This window comes from Anabaena sp. CCY 9402-a (genome assembly GCF_963920945.1).
Classification (GTDB): Bacteria; Cyanobacteriota; Cyanobacteriia; order Cyanobacteriales; family Nostocaceae; genus Trichormus; species Trichormus minutissimus.
Genome location: NZ_CAWUDL010000098.1, coordinates 1 through 18,881, shown reverse-complemented (window position 1 = coordinate 18,881; position 18,881 = coordinate 1). Strand labels below are relative to the sequence as shown.

The following is an 18,881-nucleotide window of genomic DNA, read 5'->3' as shown; positions in this document are numbered from 1 at the left end:
GGGGGAGCAGGGGGAGCAGGGGAAGCAGGGGGAGCAGGGGGAGCAGGGGAAGCAGGGGGAGCAGGGGAAGAAAAATCTAATGCCCAACAAATGGTATTTAGTCTGTTATGTGTTGATTGCTGGGGCAATTTTGACGAAAGGTCCAGTGGGAATTGTTTTACCGGGGCTGATTATTGGGGCATTTTTGCTGTACGTGGGACAATTATGGACAGTAGTGCGGGAAATGCGGCTGTTTTTGGGGCTGGTAATTATCTTTTGTTTGTCTGTCCCTTGGTACTTGCTAGTAACTTGGCGCAATGGCTCGAATTACATTAACTCCTTTTTTGGTTATCACAACATAGAACGCTTCACAGATGTAGTTAATGGTCACTCAGCACCTTGGTATTTTTACTTTTTAATTGTGCTGTTATTGTTTGCGCCATACTCAGTGTACTTACCTTTGGCAATGATCAGACTGAAGTTTTGGCAGCGATCGCACTGGCGGAGTCAAGAACGCTCTCAGCAATTAGGTTTATTTGCGTTTATTTGGTTTATTAGCATTTTTAGCTTTTTTACTATTGCTGTCACCAAACTGCCTAGCTATGTATTACCTTTAATGCCAGCCGCAGCAATTTTGGTAGCTCTATTGTGGAGTGACTTTTTCTCCCAGTCAGAGCCAAATATGAGCAGAACAGTGATTACTTACCCAATTTCTTTTTTACAGGTAAGTAGTTGGATAAATGTTGTATTTTTATCTGTATTATCAGTAGCATTATTTCACTTATCATATTTCTTAGGTAAAGATCCAGCTGCTCCTAACTTTAACCAAATACTTCAAGATTCTGGTTTACCACAAATAGGTGGTTGGATTTGGCTACTATTTGCTTTCATGGTTGCGGTCTTAATATTAAGTCGCCAATGGCACTCAATTATTGGGGTAAATTTATTAGGATTTGTGGCATTTTTGATGATTATGCTCATGCCAGCTTTGCTGTTGGTTGATCAAGAACGTCAACTACCTTTAAGAGATTTATCTGCGGCTGTTGTCCAGTTCCAGAAACCACAAGAAGAAATAATCATGGTGGGCTTTAAAAAGCCGAGTGTAGTTTTTTATAGCCACAAACACATAAAATTTATCAAGTTGACAAGTGAGGGTATTGAGTATATTGAAACTGTCGCTAATCAGCCAAATCATCCAGCTTCAATGTTACTGTTAACTGAAAAAAGAAACTTCTTTAAAATAGACTTGCAGCCTGATAATTATCAAAATTTAGCTATCAAAGGTGCTTACCAATTAACTCGCATTAATTTTAAAAAAATGAAATCTCAGAAGTTAGATATATCTTAGTTAATGAGAATTGGGAATGAGTTACTATCTAACCTATCCCCTGTCCCCTGTCACCATTAATATTTTCCTCGCCTCACCTTGATGCTTAAAGTTTGATTGATTTGGCTTAACAGCTCTTCCATTGATATAGAACGAGGCACAATTTGGGTAGCGATCGCATTTAGAACAGTTTCTATAGATTCCGGCTCAGTTTTTGTTCTTTGCCCATTTTTACTTTGAGTGACTCTAGTGCGAGAATTACCAGCAATTGGGTTTAATCTTTGATCAATCACTAGAATTGGTGGCAACTTTAATGGTAAATCTTGCAAAGTTTTCAGTGCTTTCAATACGTCTGGATGAATGGCTGAAACTTCCAAACAAATCAGTAGCAAATCTACGCTTTGATGACGCATTTGTTGTAAAACTTCTGCCCAACATCGTGCTATTGTTGCCTTTAACCCTGCTGTTTGCAAATACTGAATTAAAGCTTGAAACCATTCCGTTCCCCGTTCCGCAGTTTTTTGATTGAGGGGAGAATTTTTGGCTTTGCCATAACCCTTAACTTGTTTGCGTCTGGTCTGTGGCAAGTCCTGTAACATGGTTACATCTACTACTAGGATGTTAGGGGGATAGCCGACACTAGAGGCAATTTGCAGAACTGACAATAATGGATGTTTGTGATGTCCATCGCTATCGTCTGGATTCAATGGTGTTAAACAAGGAAACACTGACAAACCCGGTATTTGGGATGCGGTGAGGGTGGTGACGACATCACAAGTCACTAAAGGTAAAGCAGCCAAGCGGGGATGTTGAGCTAATTGTTGTAAGTAAGTTTTTGCTAAGGAACTATCTACATCCAGCAAAATCACATCAAACTGCCAAACCCTAGCTAAGAGTTCTGCTTGATCTAAGTCATCTACTTCAATCACCCGATGTTCTTGTAGCGAAGGGTGGGGATTGATTGATTCTGACTCAGGATTGACTAATCTCAGGATTCTTAGGGGATTGTTTGGCTCAATTTCTTCACTATTATTTAAACTAGGCTGCTGATCTTTTGGTGTCTCACATAATTGGTCTAACAATGGTGTCAAAGACTGCGCCTCAACTGGTAAGTTTAAGAAACCATCGGCTCGGTTAGCAAATGCCTGTTCTTTTTCTGCCCCTGTCGCTGTGACAATCACGGGAATATGACGAGCTGCGGGATCAGATTTGAGTAATGTCAGCACATCCCAACCCGACAACAAGGGTAATAGGGGATTCAAAAATATGGCTTGTGGTTGTAAGCGACGGGCTTTTTCTACGGCTTCTGTGCCAGAACGGGCAATGACTACCCGATAACCATTAGTTTTGAGTTGATCGGTCAAATCTTGAATGTATCGAGCTACCGCCTCAACTACCAGCACTAACCGTTGGGAGGAGATGAGTGGATGTTGGCTAGTATGGTTAACACGTTCGAGTGTGTCAATACTTTCGCTATCGTTAACTTCTGCTGTTTCTCTGTCTGATTCGGCAAATCCTGTAGTGGGGGGACTGGGTGGTAAAAGTAAGGTAAACTGGCTACCTTGTCCTTCCTGTGACAAGAAACTGACATCGCCACCGTGGAGACGCGCCAAAGCCCTAGTTAAGACTAGTCCCAAACCTGTGCCTTCAAACTGACGGGTGAGGGGATTTTCTAGTTGTTGGAACTTTTGGAAAATTAGATGTTGTTGATGTTCAGGAATACCAATACCTGTATCCCAAATGGTAAAGGCAATCCACCCTTCCCAACGACTCACGCGTAAGCCGATTTCGCCGGATATCTCCGTAAACTTAAAGGCGTTAGATAGCAGATGTACCAACATCTGGCGCAAGCGTAATTCATCGGCGGTGATTTGCTCTAGGCCTGACTCAATCGACATAGTAAATTTTACTGCTGATGAGCGAGGGGTAGATTTTTGAGCCTTCGATGGGGTTTTGCTGGTTTGGTTGTGAACAGCTTTCGCTTCGGAGAGAGCGCGATCGCAGATAGATTGTATATTTACAGGTACTAATGTCAGATCCATCTGGCCTGTTTCCATGCGGGTTAAGTCTAAAATGTCGTTAACCACACTCATTAGATGGCGGCCACTTTGATGAATTAAACCTGCATATCTAGCTTGACGTTCATTGAGTTCGCCTAACTGCTGGTCTACTAATAACCGCGATAAACCTAGTACCGCCGTCAATGGGGTTTTGAGTTCATGGCTAATACAGGCTAAAAACTCATCTTTTAAGCGATTGAGTTGAATGAGATCGGCGTTTTTCGCTGCTAGTTCTTTACAAAGTTGCTGTTGTTCGGTGACATCAGTTGCGGAAACTAACCACAAGCTATCGTTGTAGAGTATTGCTTCTGACTGAGAAATGGGGAGTTTTAAATCTGGATTATCTAAAGGAATTTTCGTAAATTGCCAAACTCGCTCCTGACCGCTTTGCACTTCGACAATGCAGGTGCAAATACCCATTTGGCTATCGAGAAAGCAGCGACCGCCACTAGTTTTGCTATCTTGTGGCGGTACTTGTGGGTTATATGTTCTTAAAGGTGGTAAGTCGGTGATTGGTAAAGTGTAATTATTATCTAGCTCATTGCCATCGCCACGAGCATAAGCTTTCAGGGTTTTTGGGTTGGCGTATTCTGGTTGTTTGATGCGGGTGGCAGCTAAAATTGCCTCTACTTGTTGTCTGATCCCTTCTGGGTCTTTCAGAGATCCCAATTGTTGCCACCACGCTTGATTTCGAGCTAACACCTGACCTGTACTTGTTTGCAGCATCAAAGGCCAAGGTAGTCGTTCCAATAGCTGTACTAGTGGTTTGTATCCTTGACTTTGACGTTGTTTGAGCCTAGAAGATCGCCTAATTCTGCCATCACTAATCAATGATGTGTCTTGATGTATTGGCTCTGATGGGCTAACAGTAGAGTATGGGGTTGCTACTTGTTCTTTAGCTAGCAACGTTAACAGCCGTACACTATTAAATAGTCCTAAAAATTTGCCATCAACATCAACTAACACCCACTCTAAATTATTTTGGCTAGAGTGCCACAATAAACTCAATTGCTCTAGACAATGAGTAGCTGGTAATATCTGTATTGGCTCAATTATGCCTTGACCCAAGCTAGAAAGTGGTTGTTGTAAATTTACAAGTTGTCCATCTCCTGTAGTTAGCAAAAACTGCTGTGTGAGCCGAGCCGAAGTTAGCACCCCGATGGGGCAGTGTTGTTGATCAACTATGATTAAGCGATCGCACTGCTTTTGTTCAAATATCTCCAGCACCACTGCCAGAGAAGTAGTTTCTGAGCAACTATAACCAGTTGCCAGAAATTCATAAAGCGGATACTGTAGCATTGACATAAGGCTTTGGGGGTCATTCTTCTTGTAAACGCCTCTGGCTTTACCATCAGCGCAGGGGGCAAATAGCGATGGCTGCGCCCGCCGTAGGCATCGCGCCTGAAGCAGTATTCTTTCAGAAGACTCATATCAGCGATCTTGTCCAGCTTTTACACTATTGAATCAGTGGAATTGCTTCCCTTAAACATGGATGTTTCATTTCAATAGTTCGCCAGATGCGGCCTGTTACTTGACCACGTTCAACTCTCTTTGAAAAGCCAGACCAGTCTGCCACTGGCAGGGCAACTTTTCATCAATGAGCGACAGCTATGACAATTATGACTCCAAAGATTCGCTTTAGAACCTTGAGGAATTATAATTATTGAAAATGCGACAATACTTTAAATTCGTTTAAGTATCTTATCAAGGAGTAAAATAGAAAATCCTTATTTAGAGAGATATACATATGCAAATCATAAATTAAGTAATTTTTTTTCGACAACAACCCCAGCCATCCCCACAATCGTTCACTATCTCATATGGATAGTGATTTATCTTGAGATAGCGGTTGGTACATACATGACGTGGTGATTTTCCCTTCACTATTAACTTCACTCGTAATTTTGCCTGATGATTAACGTGAGATATATATAAGTATGTAAATGCTACTACCAATATTGATTTTCCCACCAGATGTTAAAAAAAATTTAGATCCGCGAGAGCAACCAGTCAGTATCAACAACCTAGGATTAAGCGGCAAGATAGAGCATTTTAGTTGCTTTCTACCTTTAATCGCCACTACAACATCTCTGATTTATTACCAACTGAAATGCTTCTTCTCCACCATTAACGAAAATTTTACTAGTAAATATGCTTATGCCTTTGCAAACCACAAGCAGAAAACACAACAGGTTTGTCACCACATGACTCAAGAAGTTGATCGGCAAGTATTATTGCAGCAACTCAAATCAGATTATCGAAAAATTCTCATAAATTACTTTACTACAGACAAAACCCTAAAAGAAAAGATCGATAAATTTATCAATGTAGTATTTTGTGCTAATATTCCTGTGCCACAAATTATAGAAATTCATATGGAACTCATTGATGAATTTTCCACCCAGCTACAATTAGAAGGGAGAAGCGATGAAACATTACTAGATTATCGCTTGACACTTATAGACATCCTAGCCCACTTGTGTGAAGCCTATAGATGTGCAATTTTTAAATAAGCAGAATTCACCACTTCTGAATTCATGAAAATGTCCAATATTCCCATGTTAATATTTTGCTTTTTCCTTTATGAATAAAGCCAGAAAAACTTATGTCCTCAAGCTTTATGTGGCAGGGAACACACCTAATTCAGTCAGGGCGCTCAAAACACTTAAAAATATTTTAGACCAGGAATTTCAAGGTATTTATGCTTTAAAAGTAATTGATGTCCTGAAAAACCCCCAATTGGCAGAAGAAGATAAGATATTAGCCACACCAACATTATCTAAAATTTTGCCTCCACCTGTACGGAAAATTATTGGTGATCTTTCAGACCGTGAACGAGTATTGATTGGATTAGATTTGCTTTATGAAGAATTGATTGAAGAAGATTGGGAAGAACAAGAAGAACTTTAAATCTTAAAAAAACGCTTAAAATTACAGAATTTAGTCATCAAATCCCTGGGGTCAGACCCATTTAGAAAAAACAATGAGTGAGAACGAACAACAAAAACCAAAGCCTACATCTGGTGGTGGCGTAGAGAAAATTCGCACGATGATTGAGGGGTTTGACGATATTAGTCATGGTGGTTTACCTGTGGGAAGAACTACTTTAGTAAGTGGCACATCAGGTACAGGTAAAACATTATTCTCTCTACAGTTTCTCTATAATGGTATTACTTACTTTGATGAACCGGGAGTATTTGTCACATTTGAAGAAGCTCCCAACGATATTATTAAAAATGCTCATATTTTTGGCTGGAATTTGCCACGTTTAATTAATGAGGGTAAACTTTTTATTCTCGATGCTTCCCCAGATCCAGAAGGTCAAGATATTGTCGGAAACTTTGACCTTTCCGCCTTGATTGAGAGATTGCAGTACGCCATTCGCAAATACAAAGCTAAGAGAGTATCAATTGACTCCATTACAGCAGTATTTCAACAGTATGAAGCCATTGGAGTAGTCCGCCGGGAAATTTTTCGTCTAGTTGCACGGTTAAAACAACTAAATGTAACTACAGTCATTACCACAGAACGCAGTGAAGAATATGGCTCTGTAGCTTCCTTTGGGGTAGAAGAATTTGTGTCGGATAATGTGGTCATTGTCCGCAACGTTTTGGAAGGAGAACGTCGTCGCCGCACCATTGAAATTCTCAAATTGCGCGGTACAACTCACATGAAGGGCGAGTATCCTTTCACTATTACCAATGAAGGAGTGAACATCTTCCCATTAGGTGCGATGCGCCTCACACAAAGGTCATCTAACGTCCGTGTTTCTTCTGGAGTCAAAACTCTAGATGGAATGTGTGGAGGTGGTTTCTTCAAAGATTCGATTATTTTAGCCACAGGCGCAACAGGTACAGGTAAGACACTATTGGTAAGCAAGTTTATCCAGAATGGCTGCGTCAATGGTGAACGGGCTATATTATTTGCTTATGAAGAATCACGCGCTCAACTATCTCGCAATGCTTATTCTTGGGGAATTGATTTTGAGGAATTAGAACGTCAAGGATTACTCAAAATTATTTGTACTTATCCCGAATCTACTGGGTTAGAAGATCACCTACAAATTATTAAATCAGAAATTGCTGAGTTTAAACCAGCACGCATTGCCATTGATTCTCTTTCGGCTATGGCAAGAGGAGTCAGTAATAATGCCTTTAGACAATTTGTGATCGGTGTGACTGGGTATGCTAAACAAGAAGAAATCACTGGTTTCTTTACTAACACCACAGATCAATTTATGGGGTCACATTCAATTACAGATTCCCATATTTCCACAATCACAGACACAATTTTAATGCTACAATATGTCGAAATCCGTGGAGAAATGTCACGAGCAATCAACGTATTTAAAATGCGAGGCTCATGGCATGACAAAGGTATTCGTGAATACAATATCACTGCCGACGGTCCCGATATTAAAGATTCTTTCCGTAACTATGAAAGAATTGTAAGTGGTGCGCCTACCCGCGTTAGCATTGATGAAAAGGCGGAGCTTTCTCGCATAATGAAGCGTTTTGAAGATAAACAGGGTTCGGATTCTTAGATTTGGTATCGTACTATATTCCTTCTTTAATTTAGTATCGTGCTATATTCTGTTGTGAAGAAAAGTTTTCTGCCGCCAGATTGATTTTCGTGTGAGGGGATGCGGTGAAAGGACAAAAATTACTTTATAGTTTCTTGCCTGGTGTGACAGCAGCTGTATTAACCACTCAGCCAGCTGTGGCTGAGGCCATGAAGGTAAGTAGTGTACAACTAGCGTCTTCTCCTAGTGTCTTGACTTCTAACGATAGTCAAACCTTGGTAGCAGGCAGTATTCGGACACTAATACCATCAAATACAGTCCCAGGTTCTCCAGAGATCATTGACAATTTTGATTTGTCAGCACTGAAGTTACGGTCTTTAAGTAGTAAGACTAATCCAGTTATCTTGACGGAAAAGACTGGTATTGCCATTGAACAAAAATCTCTAAAAGATGAGGTTGAAATTGTTAGTGCGTCACCTAATCGCGATCTGATCCAAAGACTTAAACAGAATCGGTTTAAAAACAATCAAAAACAAACTAACTTAGCTAGTGGTAATCCAGAGTTAGTTAAGACAGTAGTGCCGATTACTACTTCTCTTCAAAACCCAGCACCGCCAACAAATCTTAAAACTCAGTTACCAATAGCTTTACAAGCATCTGTAAGGGGTGCAGGTGCAGCAAGATTGTTGGCATCAAATAGTTGTTCTCTACAGACAGGGACTTCGGCAACGCTGATTTTAGCAACTAACTGTCCTCAATCTAATTGGGGTGGGAAGCAGCTAGCTCAAAATAGCGATCCAATCCCCCCAAGAACTACTAACCCAGAAACTGTTGATTTCGCCCAAGATACTACCACTGAACCAACAACAGAAACGCCTATACTTGAGAGTAATATTCAACAAGTCCCAGATAATCTGACTCCTAATGCCAATCCCTTGCAATTTCCTACCAAAACCGAGGAAGTTACAATCCAGGGAAATCAGCCGATTACTTTGACACAGGCTCTAGAAATAGCGCGGCGGAATAATCGGGATTTACAGGTGTCTTTGTTGGAACTGGAGCGATCGCAAGCAGTATTAAAAGAAGCTCAGGCGGCTTTGTATCCTAATCTTTCTATCAGTAGTGATATCACCCGTAGCCAATCTGCTGGCGGACAACTCCAAGACGAAGCCAATCGAAATCGGGGGTTGGTTTCTAACTCCGATGAACCCGGTACATCCTTCAACGGTCAAGCACAATTGAGCTATGACATCTACACCTCTGGCAGACGGAACGCTAGCATCAAAGAGGCAGAGGAACGGATTCGGTTGAGTGAGTTGGCTGTAGAGAGCCAGTCTGAAGAAATCCAGAGGAATGTTTCTAGGGAATATTACAACTTACAAGAAGCAGATGAACGGGTACGCATTGCTCAATCAGCTGTGGAAAATTCCCAAGCCAGTTTACGAGATGCCCAAGCATTAGAAAGAGCTGGTGTAGGAACGCGGTTTGATGTGCTGCGCTCAGAAGTAAACTTAGCTAATGCTAGACAAGAATTAACTAATTCTCTGTCTCGGCAGCAAATTGCCCGCCGTACCTTAGCAACTTTGTTGAGCTTACCCCAGGTAGTAAACATCAGTACCGCAGACCCAGTAGAAGCAGCAAGTGCTTGGAATAAATCCCTAGAAGAAAGCATCATCTTAGCCTATCAAAATCGTCCCGAACTGCAACAGCAACTAGCACAACGTAACATTAGCGAACAACAGCGACGGCAGGCACTAGCTAATCTGGGGCCACAAGTCAGCTTAGTTGCTAACTACAACCTGTTAGATCAGTTTGACGACGGGGTCAGCGTTACTGACGGTTATTCTTTTGGAGTTAGAGCTAGTTTGAACTTGTTTGATGGCGGGGCATCTAGAGCTAGAGCAGCCCAAGCCAGGAAAAATATTGCGATCGCGGAAACCCAATTTGCCGAACAGCGCAACCAAATCCGCTTTCAAGTAGAACAAGCATTTTTTACACAGCAAGCTAACCTAGAGAACGTCCAAACTGCCAACGCAGCCTTACAGCAAGCACAAGAATCACTACGTCTAGCGCGATTGCGATTTCAAGCTGGTGTAGGTACTCAAACAGATGTGATTAACGCCGAAAACGAACTAACTAGAGCCGAAGGTAATCGCATCACCGCGATTTTGGATTACAACCGAGCCTTGGCTGATTTACGACGATCTGTCACCTCCAGAGCGTTGCCTGAGTTAGTTAATAATCAATAAGAGTGCTGAGTGCTGAGTCCTGAGTCCTGAGTTGTCTAACTAACTACTCAGGACTCATAACTTTGTCGAGCAATAATCTATAGTCATTAGCTTTTCTCCTCTACTTCCCTGCTTCCTTCCCTGTCACCTCTCACCTGTCACCTACACAAGTAAGTTCAAAAATCAAAGCAGATTACATATAAGATTATTGACTAATGACTATTTATCAAAACTCATGACTACAGTCACATCCCAAGAAATTGCCATATTTCGTTCTCAATTGGTAGATGATCAAGGGGCGATGGAAGCCCTGGAATTGATTGAGGACTGTGAAGGAGATTTAGAAGATGCAGCAATGACTTTAGCGATTAAAGCCGGACAACAACCAGAACAAGCTAATTCCGAGTGGCTGGGTGATTTGGCTAAAAGGTGGCGTGCTGTGATTTGCGAACAACAATTTAGACAAGACTTACAAAACGGCTCAATCAAAGAGATGGTGACACATCTCAAAACAATACCTACATTTCCCAAAATTTTAGCCACACCAGTTTTAATGTACGTCCTCAAGCAAGGTGTAGATAAATTTTGTGAGCCAATGGATAAGTTGAGGTAGGGAATGGGGACAAATCAATTCAAAATCCAAAATTCAAAATTAAATAATTTCTGGGGAATGGCCAATGGGAAAAATTCATCCCAATGCCTAACACCCAATCAGCAATAAATCCTGATACGCTGGTAATTAAGGCAAAACTTCCATAAGAAAAATACTATCGTATCAATGAATTACCTTGTTGCAGTACTACCAGACCGTATCCAAGCTGAGGCTGCTTACTTAGCGTTAGAAGAAGAAGGCATAAATAGCACAATTTTGGGTAAAGGTTATAAAACTGCCGACGAATTTGGTTTAATTGACCCCAATGCTCAAGCCAAAAAACAAGCACAACTCATGGCTTATTGGCTAGTACCGTTTGGCTTTTTTGCAGGTTTTACCTTTAGTCTGAGTACGGGTTTAGACACCTTCGCCTGGGCTGGTGAAATTGGTAATCACGTCATTGGCGGGCTGTTGGGTGCTGCTAGTGGTGCTATGGGTAGCGTATTTGTGGGGGGAGGAGTTGGCTTGGTTGTGGGTAGTGGTGATGCTTTACCCTACCGTAATCGTTTAGATGCTGGTAAGTATCTGGTTGTAGTTCAGGGTTCTGAAGCTCTCTCCCGACAATCAACTCGGATATTACGTCAGTTTGAACCAGAAAATATCCAAGGTTACGCTGACACCACTACTGTGTATTAAATGAATAATAGTTTACATTTTAAGAATGCTACCACGAGAAGAATTGTTAAAGGGTGTTGAAAATCGAGATAGTCTAGCTCGTGTAATTGACCAAGCAGAACAAGCAATTAAAACTTGGGAAGTGGTGATGACAGATTTTCTGTCCCCTCCCGAATTGGCAGAAATGCAACGGGTGTTTAGTCGGTTAACAGACGTGCAACTATTGGCTTGGGGTGGATATCCGCAAGCTGAACGCCAAAGAGTAGCGATCGCCCGTTCTGAGTTACCTTTAGATCAATCTCAAGTCAGTTTAATAGCACTAGAAATAGCCGGGAATTTCTTATTTGATTCAGCGACGCACCGCGACTTTCTCGGCGCAATGCTAGGGACAGGTATTGTCAGAGAAAAAACTGGAGACATTATTGTTTTAGGAGAACGGGGAGCGCAAGCAATAGTTGTACCAGAGTTGGCAGAATTCTTGACGATGAGTCTTCAACAGGTGCGTTCTGTTCCTGTCAAAACCCAGCCGATTGATTTGAGCGAGTTAAAAATCCGCGAACCGAAGAAGAAAGAATTAACAACTGTAGAAGCTTCCTTAAGGTTAGATGCGATCGCCTCTGCTGGTTTTGGGATGTCTCGCAGTAAAATGGTAGACTTCATTGATTCCGGTGATGTGCGTGTAAATTGGAAAGAAGTTACTCAAGCCAGTTCTCACGTTAAATCCGGTGACTTAATCGCCATTCGCGGTAAAGGACGCTTAGAAGTTGGGGAAATAGCCGTCACTAAAAAAGAACGCTACCGCGTTCAATTAACAAGATATATGTGAAGTATCTTAAACATTAAAATGTTTAGCCAACATACTTAACAAAGTTTTGCGGGGAACTAGTCGAGCGACTAAACTTCTCAGTTGCGTACTAAAATCACTAACAATCAGCGTTGGCTCTCCGGTTTCTAAAGCTTTGAGGGAGTGACGCACAACTTCTTCAGAAGTCATCACCTTATTTGTGGTTTCCGCCAAAGCTGGAGGAAAATTAGCTTCCGTAAAAAATTCTGTTTCTGTTGGCCCTGGACAAGTGACTAAAACACGTACACCATATTCACGATTTTCTGCCCATAATGCTTCACTAAAACTAACGATAAAAGCCTTAGTAGCTGCATAAACAGAAAGGTAAGGTATCGGTTGAAAAGCCGTGATAGAAGCAACATTAATAATGTTTCCCGAACCACGTTGACGCATGAGAGGCAAAAATCTATGGGTTAAATCTACCAATGCCAAAACATTTAACTGCACCATCTTAACTTGGCGATCGCGATCGCTTTTGGCAAAATCCCCATAGTCACCAAAACCAGCATTGTTAATCAATAAATCAATAGTTAATCCCTTAGTTTTTGTGATATCAAATACAGTCGCAGTCGCATCTACTTCTGTAAGGTCTTTAACTATTACATCCACTTGGATTTTATATTGCTCTTGTAATTCTTGAGCAAGCTGATGTAGCTTCGCTTCTGAACGAGCAACGAGAACTAGATTTGTTTGACGTGCAGCTAATTCTTGGGCAAAGGCTCTACCAATACCACCTGATGCACCGGTAATTAAAGCAGTTGACATTCTATAACTATCAAGTTTTTATTATAAGACTTATAAATTTTAGCAATAGTTTTTCGAGATTTTACTTATCTGTATTGATCAGTCTGATTGTTTTATGGTGGTAAATTTTGGTGATTTTTCTCACAATTAATGGGAATACTAGATTGATAAGTTACAGCTTATATCTATGTATCGCCTTAATAAAAAAGCCTGGAAACTACTGCTAGCGGAAGTGCAGAAATGCAGTGGTGATGACCAAGTGAGTAAAATCGAACAAGAAATAGTTATTAAACGGTTAGAACAACTGCGGACAGAAAAAGGCTCTCCAGTTGGTTTAGATGAACTGCGTGAAACAGTCGTGGACATATATCCACAATTCAGCGAGAAAATTCTGAAACAAGCTGCACAAATTAATCAACCGCCTGGTATTTTTAATAAAATCAAGTGGGTAGCGATTCTTGTAGGTGGTGCAGCTGGGGTACTTTGGGTAGTGAATTTGCCTTATCCGATGATTCGCTGGCCTGTAGCGAAAACTGTACCCATCCTGCTATTGCCTAGTTATATCAACATGGATTATCACTATCGGGGAGCAATTCACAACCTAGAACAAGCAGACCAATTAATTAATAAAGCTACTAGTCCAGCAGATATTGAACGTGGTGGTGAAAAAGTCAAAGCCGCAAAACGAAATTTAGATAATTTACCAGTCTGGTTTTTAGGGTATTATCCCCAGGCTTACTGTAATTTATTTGGCTGTACCTGGCGGTTTACTGTAGATGAGTTTGAAACAGCACGTCAACGGGTAGGGAGAATAGAAGCCATAGTATTTCAAGATAAAAACGCTTTAGTCCCACTTTCCCAAGCCGAACAAACACTAAAAGCCGCCAAGCAGCAATATGAACAAGCTACTAATACTAAAGATAGAGAAAAAGCGATCGCAATTTGGCAAGAATCCCCAGTGAGTTAGTCCCGTTTGGGGAGCTTGAGAGTTGATTTAATCTCTAAAACATCCCGGTCTAAAGTATCAAATCTGTGATCAAGCTCGCGTAACAAATCATTTAACCCTTGCTGCATCTGTTCTTGATTGCGGCGGATGTGCGCGAAATCACGCTCGGCCGCATATTTCTTTTTTTCAGCATTGGCATACCAAAGAATACTACCCATAACAGTAGTTATGGTTGCCAGGATTAAGCCACCGAGAGCAATTAAATCACCGGCTGTAAAATTTTTCATACTGCATCAATTTTTAACTATTAAGTAGTTGGTCTAACTTGAAATTGATATTTGCAAATTCCTGAGTTACTAATATTTCCTGTGTAGTGTCATCTACGCCCGTGTACTCCCAGATGGTTACAACTGCACGAGGAAACCATCTAGGTACTTTGACACTGACACCATAGGATGTGGAAATTTTATTAAAAAATATCAGGTTAATTTGGTCTAAAAATAACGGCTGACTTTTAACGCTCGTTACGTCTTGATTTCCACCAACTACAAGCCCTGCACTGATTTTTTGATTAATATATCCAGCAAATCGCCATGTTGAACTGGAGGGAACATCAGTAGTGATACTAACTGCAAGAATAAATTTGTCTAATAAGAAGGGAATCACTATCTCAGGAATAGGATTGATTAATTGACTCCCATCTTGCATAGGCACTTGCATGGCTGCAATGTCCGTAAAGTATACGCTTTGCCAGTTATCGCTATTACTTAATTCAACTACTCTCACTGCCTGATTATCCGTGAGAAATTACAAAATCAACGTGATCCGCAAATTCATCTAAAATTCCCAACGGATCTGGGATACCGTAATACTCCAGCTTATCCAGGTATTCAACCGTGTCAATTGCCCCGGTTAACCAATCTCTACCCGCTTGATTGATGGCAAGCATTCCCTTAAATTCTGATTCGGTGCAGTTGCCATCAACATCAACAGATAGCAGGTCTAACGGATCATCAGGAGTCCAAATGATTCCAGTACGTTCTGCTATCTTGCTCATTAGCCCTCTGGGGTAAATCTAGCGCGATTTTTCCCACTGTTTCCGGCTAAAAAGGTGGCGTAAGCTGTTTCGCCTTTGATAGCCACAACAGCCTCATCATAAGCCTGACCACCAGTATTTTGTCCAAAAGCACAGGTAACAGAATCTACATCTGGCTTGTTGTACGAAGCACCAGTGATACGACTATTTTTCTTAGTTCCAGGTGCAACAGAAGTCAGTGTAAGCTTGGCGAATTTAAACTTACTCGCCTCAATGAGAATTGGTGTAGTTAATGCAGCAAACTCGGTGGAAGTGGTGGTGTAATTGGCCAGTAGACTCCTAAGAGCTAAAGCTGTCCCAGAACCTTGCCCGGTTTGGCCATCCTTGATTAATCGAGCAGGAATATAAATTTTGGTAGTCCCGGCAGTGCCAAAGGGAGAAACATAGCCGGTTTCTCTTTCTGTCTTCACCCGCTTGGTTTCGTCAGTGATAGCCGCAAATTTGGCCTGACGTTGTTCGGGGGTAGCTTCTAACCACTCCTTATATTTGTCGTATCTAGCTTTTTGGGCTGGGTAGCGTTGTAAGTCTCTAAACCCCATGATTTTTACTAGTGATGGTTACATATATCACCAACATTAGCTCATCAAAATACCTAGAAATTTGGATTAAAACCTTATAGGTTTTTAACTTTATTCTCCACAGTAGCCACTGCTTAATAAGCATCTAAAATCAGGGGAATTTGACTAGTCCGGTATTTCTCAGTGTTGTGTCTATTAAAAATATAGGTGGTACAAGATTACCTAAAGAAATGTAAGCACTCCTGAATCTCAGGACTGATACGGGTCTATACCTGCGATTTTGTACCTGTTTGCCTAGTATCGTGACTTTACCTGCTGATGCGGTTGTTGTGCTGGGTTTGTCTGGGTCGTTAACAATCAGCTTTTCTTGATTGAATGGTACATCAATCACATTGCAGATTTTTTGATAGATTTCTATAGCATCAGCGCGACTATTAACTAATAAGTAATTACCTCTAGGGAATCCATTTTCAGGGTCAGTATATGATGCTGATTTGTTGCCAGTGGTGTAAGTTATACCTCTACTAGCTGATACAAAAAGACTTTTAATTTCATTGGCGATTTCTGTCATATTTGCTTTAGTGATGGCAGGTTTTGTACTGCCGTCGTCATCGCCAGAAATGCAAGAGAATTTCATTAACCTGACTGATTTTTCGTGCTGTATTGGCGATTCTTCCGGCGGTGATGCTGATTCATCTTGAGTAAATACAAAGAATAATTGTGGATGTCCGGCAACCCCAGGAGCATTATCAAACTTGCTGCCATAAAAAACCGCAAGATTTTTTCTACCATAGCCAATAACGTTATAAAAAAGGTCTGAACGCATCCAAGACGCGTACATATTATCATTATCTAAAGCACGGCAAGCTAATTTTAATGATGGTCTAACGCCGGATAAATCGCCGTCACCTTGAACATCTTTAAAGTATCTATCAACCCGTCGGTTGTGTTCTTGATTCCAAGTTCGTTGGAGATGTTCAATATTATCAAAACCCTCTGGTAAATCTGTCATTAGTCCTCCCCATCAAATAAATCTGAAAAGTCAAAATTCAATGGTTGAGAATTAGCCTTAAACAGAGTTTCATCAGCTTTTATTTTGTCGGGTTCTGGAGTTGGTGCAGGCTTATTCTCAGGTTTATCATCTTCTTTTACAGCTTTAACAAATTCTGTTGCGGCTGTTGTTGTTTCCGTTACAGCGTTAACAACATCCAAAGGTGCTTGTGTGACCATTTGAATGGTCGATGCTCCATTCTGCAAGCCCTCCAGAAATTGACTAACCCTATTGAATTTGGGCTGGGGATTCATCCAGCCGTAAGCGTTTTCAAGAATAACACCACCTTTTTTTAAAGCATTCCCTATTCTTCCTGTATAAGCCGCTATTAATTCTGATGCTTGCAAGATGGTTTGTGAGAGATTTAAAAAGCTATTTAAAACGTTGGTTGATGCTTGATAAATACGGTTGGCCTTTGCAAAAGCTTGTGACATCTGCTGATAATTTTCAGCCCCAACAATTCCTTTAACTAAATTCTCTACAGTGCTATTGATAATTTGTCCAATATCCAATGCACTGCCATCATCATTCTTAATTCCAATAAGCTGGAGTACATTGCTTAAAGCACTACCAAGAGTGACACCAATATCATTTGAAAGTTGAAACGCATTGTGAACAGTTGCCGCAAAAGTTAACAGGTTTAAGGCTCTATCTAGTTGCAACCATTGAGAAAATCTTGTGAGCTTCCCACCGATACCACCAGGAAGCTGATCACCGAGTCTTGAGAGAATTGTCTGCTGTCCAGTCAACAGCGCGGCGTTTGCACCTGTATTTACAGCGTCCAGCACGCTGCCAGTATTATTAGTATTGTGCTGATTGATCCTGCCTACAGCATCATCTACAGAAGCTTTACCACAGCCACCATTTAAGCTTTTGCAGATGGCGTTGCCAGTTGCGGCTTCTACTTGTGGGGCTGTAAGTAGATTGGGCTTAATCGTATTAGCAACTCGTCCAGGAATTAATCCTAATATTGGGATAATTTGGTCAAGTTTCTTATTACCCTCAGCATTCACTCTTTCTATTTCCTTTATTTGGCTACCGAACTTAACTTCATCTGCTTTTATATCTGCCTTTACCTTGTCAATCTCTCTTTGCAGTGGAGTTATATCGACAAAGGCTTTTTTCTTTGCTTCTGCCAATGCTTCCAATGCTGTTAATTTCGCTTGATTTGCATTATTTGCTGCTACCGTAACTCCGCCGCCTAACGCTGATATTTCACGCTCTAATGTTTCTTTATCGCGTCGCTGTTGTTCTTTAATTACGTCGCCAATATCGGATGAGGAAAAATCGCTATATGTTACTTGTGCAGGTGTCACTGTAACTGGTGTGACTTTTAATCCTGATTGGTCTGAGACTGTTACCTGTGCGGGGGTGATGGTTGCAGGTGTCACAGTTACACCCCAACGCCGAACTGATTGCTGTACTACTCTGTTATTATCTCTGACCGCCGCTATGAGTCCATTTTGTACGGTAGAAATAGCGGTCGCGGTAGCTTGCGGTAATGCCTTTACGGTATTGAGCGTTTTCTCAATAACTGTGAGCTTATTGGATAAATCCTTGATTTGTCCGTTTGCTTTGCTTACTTCTGTGTTAGCTTTCGATACTTCACTGTTCGCCCTCTCTAGTGCTTTCTGTAAGTTTTCTACTGTCGTGCTTATTGTGCGCTGAAAATTATCGCTAGCATTACCTAAAAGCTTCTCGAATTGTGATTTTAATGTTGCTAACTCTTTATTCGCTTGTGCTATCTTCCCCTCTACTATCTTCCTACCTTGCCTAGTTTCATAGAGTGCGTTGTTAGCGTCTTCCCTGATTTTGGGTTGCTGTCTTTCTACAGCATAAATTCTGTCTCGTGTCCGTTGGTCTTCCTGTTTGAATTGTTTTACTTGCGCTTCTACACTGCGTATAGCTATTACATTTTTTTGGTATCGGTCGAATGATTTCTGTACTTCACTGTTTAGGTATTCAAAGTTTTGAAATGAAGCATTATTAACAATATTTTGTAAGTAAGCAATTCTTCCGACGACAAAGGCCGCACCACCAATAGCGATAAGTGCTGCTAGTGTTTTTCCCGCGTTACCAATCTTTATCGCAGCACTACCTTTACCTGGTAGGTTCTTTGCAAATTCTGATATAGGTTTGGCAACTTCACCCTGTAAATAAGCATTGCGTTTGAGTACAGATGTTATCCCGTTCGCGAGTCCGGGTAACTTTTTCATCCGTGATAACTGATATGCGCTATCTGCGGCGTACTTTGCCGCTTGCCGTGCCAAAAAAGCACCGCTTTTAGTTTGGAGTGGGA

General features: G+C 41.2%; 16 protein-coding genes and 1 pseudogene. 9 read left to right on the top strand and 8 right to left on the bottom strand.

Annotated features, from left to right (window positions below; genetic code table 11):
- Positions 1–1,327, top strand: a 1,327-nt coding sequence (locus ACM0OR_RS25090; protein ID WP_414579199.1) for a glycosyltransferase, incomplete at its 5' end; no start/stop codon positions are given.
- A 56-nt stretch (positions 1,328–1,383) separates the two neighbouring features.
- On the opposite strand, the gene ACM0OR_RS25085 is transcribed toward ACM0OR_RS25090, so the two are convergent.
- Positions 1,384–4,671 carry an ATP-binding protein gene (locus tag ACM0OR_RS25085; protein ID WP_414579198.1) on the bottom strand — a complete coding sequence of 1,096 codons (3,288 nt, stop codon included), beginning with the start codon at positions 4,669–4,671 and terminating at the stop codon, positions 1,384–1,386.
- Positions 4,672–5,309: 638 nt separating this feature from the next.
- On the opposite strand from ACM0OR_RS25085, the gene ACM0OR_RS25080 reads away from it, so the two are divergent.
- From ACM0OR_RS25080 to ACM0OR_RS25050, 7 genes are all read left to right on the top strand, one after another.
- Complete coding sequence (locus tag ACM0OR_RS25080) at positions 5,310–5,879, top strand: KaiA family protein (RefSeq protein WP_414579197.1); 570 nt, start codon at positions 5,310–5,312, stop codon at positions 5,877–5,879.
- Positions 5,880–5,949: 70 nt separating this feature from the next.
- A complete protein-coding gene (kaiB, locus tag ACM0OR_RS25075; protein ID WP_414579196.1) occupies positions 5,950–6,276 on the top strand; it encodes a circadian clock protein KaiB in 327 nt (108 codons plus the stop codon).
- A 73-nt stretch (positions 6,277–6,349) separates the two neighbouring features.
- The gene (gene kaiC / locus ACM0OR_RS25070; protein WP_414579195.1) at positions 6,350–7,909 is read left to right on the top strand and encodes a circadian clock protein KaiC; all 1,560 of its coding nucleotides are present in this window, start codon (positions 6,350–6,352) and stop codon (positions 7,907–7,909) included.
- 104 nt (positions 7,910–8,013) lie between these two features.
- Positions 8,014–10,137: a TolC family protein gene (locus ACM0OR_RS25065; protein ID WP_414579194.1), complete on the top strand. Its 2,124-nt coding sequence runs from the start codon at positions 8,014–8,016 to the stop codon at positions 10,135–10,137.
- Between the two features lie 214 nt (positions 10,138–10,351).
- On the top strand, positions 10,352–10,729 hold the full coding sequence (locus ACM0OR_RS25060) for a hypothetical protein (protein WP_190707732.1): 378 nt from the start codon (positions 10,352–10,354) through the stop codon (positions 10,727–10,729).
- Between the two features lie 165 nt (positions 10,730–10,894).
- Positions 10,895–11,404 (top strand): hypothetical protein, encoded by a 510-nt coding sequence (locus tag ACM0OR_RS25055; protein WP_190707735.1) that lies wholly within the window; start codon positions 10,895–10,897, stop codon positions 11,402–11,404.
- A 25-nt stretch (positions 11,405–11,429) separates the two neighbouring features.
- Positions 11,430–12,209, top strand: coding sequence for a photosystem II S4 domain protein (locus ACM0OR_RS25050; RefSeq protein ID WP_190707738.1), 780 nt, complete (start codon positions 11,430–11,432; stop codon positions 12,207–12,209).
- 6 nt (positions 12,210–12,215) lie between these two features.
- Here ACM0OR_RS25050 and ACM0OR_RS25045 read toward each other — a convergent pair whose 3' ends face one another.
- A complete protein-coding gene (locus ACM0OR_RS25045) occupies positions 12,216–12,992 on the bottom strand; it encodes an SDR family NAD(P)-dependent oxidoreductase (RefSeq protein WP_414579193.1) in 777 nt (258 codons plus the stop codon).
- A gap of 166 nt (positions 12,993–13,158) precedes the next feature.
- On the opposite strand from ACM0OR_RS25045, the pseudogene ACM0OR_RS25040 reads away from it, so the two are divergent.
- Positions 13,159–13,920 (top strand): annotated as a pseudogene (locus tag ACM0OR_RS25040) (hypothetical protein); the annotation flags it as partial.
- Positions 13,921–13,934: 14 nt separating this feature from the next.
- On the opposite strand, the gene ACM0OR_RS25035 reads toward ACM0OR_RS25040, so the two are convergent.
- From ACM0OR_RS25035 to ACM0OR_RS25010, 6 genes are all read right to left on the bottom strand, one after another.
- Entirely contained in the window at positions 13,935–14,204 is a 270-nt protein-coding gene (locus ACM0OR_RS25035) for a hypothetical protein (protein WP_414576936.1), read from the bottom strand.
- Between the two features lie 13 nt (positions 14,205–14,217).
- Positions 14,218–14,703, bottom strand: coding sequence for a hypothetical protein (locus ACM0OR_RS25030; protein WP_414579192.1), 486 nt, complete (start codon positions 14,701–14,703; stop codon positions 14,218–14,220).
- 7 nt (positions 14,704–14,710) lie between these two features.
- A complete protein-coding gene (locus tag ACM0OR_RS25025; protein ID WP_414579191.1) occupies positions 14,711–14,974 on the bottom strand; it encodes a hypothetical protein in 264 nt (87 codons plus the stop codon).
- Entirely contained in the window at positions 14,974–15,552 is a 579-nt protein-coding gene (locus tag ACM0OR_RS25020) for a hypothetical protein (RefSeq protein ID WP_414579190.1), read from the bottom strand. The genes ACM0OR_RS25025 and ACM0OR_RS25020 overlap by 1 nt, the downstream gene beginning before the upstream one ends.
- 130 nt (positions 15,553–15,682) lie before the next feature.
- The gene (locus ACM0OR_RS25015) at positions 15,683–16,543 is read right to left on the bottom strand and encodes a hypothetical protein (RefSeq protein WP_414579189.1); all 861 of its coding nucleotides are present in this window, start codon (positions 16,541–16,543) and stop codon (positions 15,683–15,685) included.
- Positions 16,543–18,881, bottom strand: a 2,339-nt coding sequence (locus tag ACM0OR_RS25010; RefSeq protein WP_414579188.1) for a hypothetical protein, incomplete at its 5' end; no start/stop codon positions are given. The genes ACM0OR_RS25010 and ACM0OR_RS25015, both read right to left, overlap by 1 nt.

What these genes read in the sequence shown, in the direction of transcription:
- ACM0OR_RS25085 (WP_414579198.1), bottom strand. Translation starts at nt 4,671, where the DNA reads ATGTCAATGCTACAGTATCCGCTTTATGAATTTCTGGCAACTGGTTAT.
- ACM0OR_RS25080 (WP_414579197.1), top strand. Translation starts at nt 5,310, where the DNA reads ATGCTACTACCAATATTGATTTTCCCACCAGATGTTAAAAAAAATTTA.
- kaiB (WP_414579196.1), top strand. Translation starts at nt 5,950, where the DNA reads ATGAATAAAGCCAGAAAAACTTATGTCCTCAAGCTTTATGTGGCAGGG.
- kaiC (WP_414579195.1), top strand. Translation starts at nt 6,350, where the DNA reads ATGAGTGAGAACGAACAACAAAAACCAAAGCCTACATCTGGTGGTGGC.
- ACM0OR_RS25060 (WP_190707732.1), top strand. Translation starts at nt 10,352, where the DNA reads ATGACTACAGTCACATCCCAAGAAATTGCCATATTTCGTTCTCAATTG.
- ACM0OR_RS25055 (WP_190707735.1), top strand. Translation starts at nt 10,895, where the DNA reads ATGAATTACCTTGTTGCAGTACTACCAGACCGTATCCAAGCTGAGGCT.
- ACM0OR_RS25050 (WP_190707738.1), top strand. Translation starts at nt 11,430, where the DNA reads ATGCTACCACGAGAAGAATTGTTAAAGGGTGTTGAAAATCGAGATAGT.
- ACM0OR_RS25045 (WP_414579193.1), bottom strand. Translation starts at nt 12,992, where the DNA reads ATGTCAACTGCTTTAATTACCGGTGCATCAGGTGGTATTGGTAGAGCC.
- ACM0OR_RS25035 (WP_414576936.1), bottom strand. Translation starts at nt 14,204, where the DNA reads ATGAAAAATTTTACAGCCGGTGATTTAATTGCTCTCGGTGGCTTAATC.
- ACM0OR_RS25025 (WP_414579191.1), bottom strand. Translation starts at nt 14,974, where the DNA reads ATGAGCAAGATAGCAGAACGTACTGGAATCATTTGGACTCCTGATGAT.
- ACM0OR_RS25020 (WP_414579190.1), bottom strand. Translation starts at nt 15,552, where the DNA reads ATGGGGTTTAGAGACTTACAACGCTACCCAGCCCAAAAAGCTAGATAC.
- ACM0OR_RS25015 (WP_414579189.1), bottom strand. Translation starts at nt 16,543, where the DNA reads ATGACAGATTTACCAGAGGGTTTTGATAATATTGAACATCTCCAACGA.